The sequence below is a fragment of the Pantoea sp. VS1 genome (assembly GCF_002207995.1).
GTDB lineage: Bacteria > Pseudomonadota > Gammaproteobacteria > Enterobacterales > Enterobacteriaceae > Pantoea > Pantoea dispersa.
Map to the genome: position 1 here is coordinate 1 of NZ_NHZE01000001.1, position 2,825 is coordinate 2,825.

At 48.5% G+C, this 2,825-nt stretch carries 3 protein-coding genes; 1 reads left to right on the forward strand and 2 read right to left on the reverse strand.

What is annotated here, in order from left to right:
- A partial coding sequence (locus CBW22_RS00005) for a type IV conjugative transfer system pilin TraA (RefSeq protein ID WP_141097280.1) occupies positions 1 to 327 on the reverse strand: 327 nt, incomplete at its 3' end.
- A 211-nt stretch (positions 328 to 538) separates the two neighbouring features.
- Here CBW22_RS00005 and CBW22_RS00010 point away from each other — a divergent pair.
- On the forward strand, positions 539 to 1,144 hold the full coding sequence (locus CBW22_RS00010; protein WP_088515711.1) for a hypothetical protein: 606 nt from the start codon (positions 539 to 541) through the stop codon (positions 1,142 to 1,144).
- Between the two features lie 510 nt (positions 1,145 to 1,654).
- Here CBW22_RS00010 and CBW22_RS00015 read toward each other — a convergent pair.
- Positions 1,655 to 2,044 (reverse strand): relaxosome protein TraM, encoded by a 390-nt coding sequence (locus CBW22_RS00015; RefSeq protein WP_088515712.1) that lies wholly within the window; start codon positions 2,042 to 2,044, stop codon positions 1,655 to 1,657.
- Positions 2,045 to 2,825 lie beyond the last annotated feature (781 nt).

Here is a 2,825-nt window from a genome sequence, read left to right on the forward strand (position 1 = left end):
CGAGATGATGATTTCCGCAAAGTATATCCAGCGCATCACCGAGCTCTGCAGCCCGAAGGTGTCGCTGGCGTCCTGCTGCTGCGTTTTCAGCAGGTCGGTGGCGTGGGCCAGGTGCGGGAAAGCGGTGACGACCAGCATCAGTGCCCACAGCAGCAGGGTGAAGCGAAAAGCAGGGCCGGACTTCTGCGCGGCGTTAAGCGCGCGGAGGGCAGGCATAAAGCGGGCAGTAAAATGGCCGATAACAGAGCCGCGCGCTGAGGGGGACCCCTCAGGCAATGCTACCGCCACCTCCCCTTTATTCAGGGGGGTTAAGACATGGGATTTCATGGTGAGCAGTCCTTGATTTGAGTTAAGGGAATGTCAACTTACGTAAACAGACGTAACGCGCCGTAAGTGTACATTTTCTCAAAAAAAAAAAATCTGTGACGCACATCACACTTTTAAAGTCTCTCATGCTCCTTTTTAGGATTAATCCTGAAAGGGCGTGGCGTACGCTTGCTGCCTGTCCAGGGTGAGCCTCGTAGGGAGGTGATAACGCATGAAAGTAAAAGAAAAGATGGCCGACGGTCGCGGACGACCACGGAAATATGCCCGCGGGGAAATGCAGTACAGGAAACTGTGGTTACCGGAGAACCTGCTGATGGAATTACGCGTGGCGGCACGCGTCCGGCGGTATACCACCAACGACGAAATCATCAGCCGGTTAATTACGTCGATGCAGTTTTCTCCGCGTCGTCACGTGATTAAGACCGACGAGGGACAGCGACTGGTTGCGCTGGCCAGGCTGTTCGATGAGTTTATTCAGGGACGTCTGGATATTATCCGGAAAGAAACCAGCGAATATGAAAGTGCAGACACAGATAAAAAAACATTTATTCCCGGTAAAAACACGGCGTTCAGCAGCAGCTTTCCGGAAAACTTACGGCGGGACATGGAAATCAGCGCGCGCTTTAATCGCCGCAGCGTGAACATGGAAATACAGCAGCGCCTGCTGGCATCGCTGAATTATTTAACGGAGCAGCAGCTGCCGGAGAATGAGGAGGTAAGACGGCTGCGCGAACTGGCTATTTTATTTGACGAGTTCATTCTGGAAAAGGTCGTGGTGGCGGAAAATCCGCTGGCAGGTAAACAGCAGGATTCGTAATTAACAGCGCCTGACACCATACTCTTTATTTCATAAATAATAATTTCTTTCATTTTTTATTCACTTAACAGCAAACTGCTTTAAGGCATGGTCGCCACGTGGTAAAGCATTCCCGCGTGGCGGAATTTAATCATGCCCTTATGAATATCAGACTTTCATAATCAGCCAAAAAAAATAATAACTCATCAGCCCGGTGTATTGATGGAATATACCGCATTTCAGACCGGCAGCGAAGTCGCCTGAGGGTTCAGGGCTCACAGCTGAAATCAGGGCGCTTACGGCATTCTAAATAAAACCACTTCGTTCACCATCCCTTTTTAATCAAACCCTGACTTTTCATTTCAGAGAAACTGAGAAGCGCCCGGATGAAATGAAAAGATGACACTATGACCTGAATAAGGTGCAGGTGTGGTGAGCTGTACACTTCCGGACGGACTGCAGTCAGGGCACCTGAAAGTAAAAAAAACGGCAGCGACGTGCTGCCGGCTTTGAATAAGAATCCGGAGAGGTTTACTCCTCCTTTATAAAATGCCTGCTTTCGGCTTTATCTTCGGCCGTGCTCATACCTGTAAGGTTCTGGTCAATCATCTCTTCCAGCGCCTGCGCTCCGGACTCTCCGCGCAGATGCAGATACATTTCGGTGAGCATGGCCATCATAATGCTGGTCCCCTCACGCGTTCCCGCCACGCGGCGTATTAAGTCGCGGTTAAACTCTTCCATGTCGAATTTATTTCCCTCGCCCTGATGTTTTTTCACCATCAGTCCGATACCGACGAGTTCATTCACCACGGAGGAAAAGTTAACTTCACCGTGAGTCGCGCCGTTCTGCAGCTCAATCTGCACAAGCTCCTGTACTTCCCTTTCAGTTTTTTCCTTGAAATATATATTCCTGCGTGCCATGCGGGCTTTCCTCGTCGGACGGGTATTAATGACACCGTGCCATTGTTATTTATTGATAATTATCTTTTCTGCCGTACGGGCCCTGCGGCCGCATTCAGATAAAATCGCCTTCTCTTATTATTTACCCCGGATTCAGTGTGTGTCAATCCGGCACTGTTCATTTAATCCGAAAGGTGCGTCAATCCGGCACTGCACATCGTTTTTATGTGTGTTAATCCGGCACCAGGGCCGTTTTTCATGTGTGTCAATCCGGCACCATAGCCGTTTTTCATGTGTGTCAATCCGGCACTACAGCCCTTTTTTATGTGTGTCAATCCGGCACCACGAAGTGACTTTCATATCATAATTATATGTTTTTAAATAATAACCACAATTAACACACTCCGCAGTGCCGCTTACGGTGCCGGATTGACACACAAAACAGCACTGCATTAGCACACAATCAGGCACCTTAATAACACACAATTCAGCACTGGGATAACACACAATCCGGCACCAATTTGTGTGTTAATTAACACACAATCTCACTAACACCTCTCAAAAACAGCCGCGAAATTAAATTAACCTATTGTTTTTAAAAAACTAAACTGCAAGATAACATCTTGCGTGGGGTGTGATGGAATTACATATCTCAAAAGCGGCTTGTTAAATAACGCTATCCTCCTGAATTCTTTATATCCCTGACGATGTTCATCACCTGCCCGTCAGCGCACCGTGCGCGTCTGTAACGAATTATCTTGCATCAGACGATCTGAGCGCGTATTTTTCACACGAACCCGCC

Coding starts and splice junctions, on each gene's coding strand:
- CBW22_RS00015 (WP_088515712.1), bottom strand. CDS start 2,044: ATGGCACGCAGGAATATATATTTCAAGGAAAAAACTGAAAGGGAAGTA.
- CBW22_RS00010 (WP_088515711.1), top strand. CDS start 539: ATGAAAGTAAAAGAAAAGATGGCCGACGGTCGCGGACGACCACGGAAA.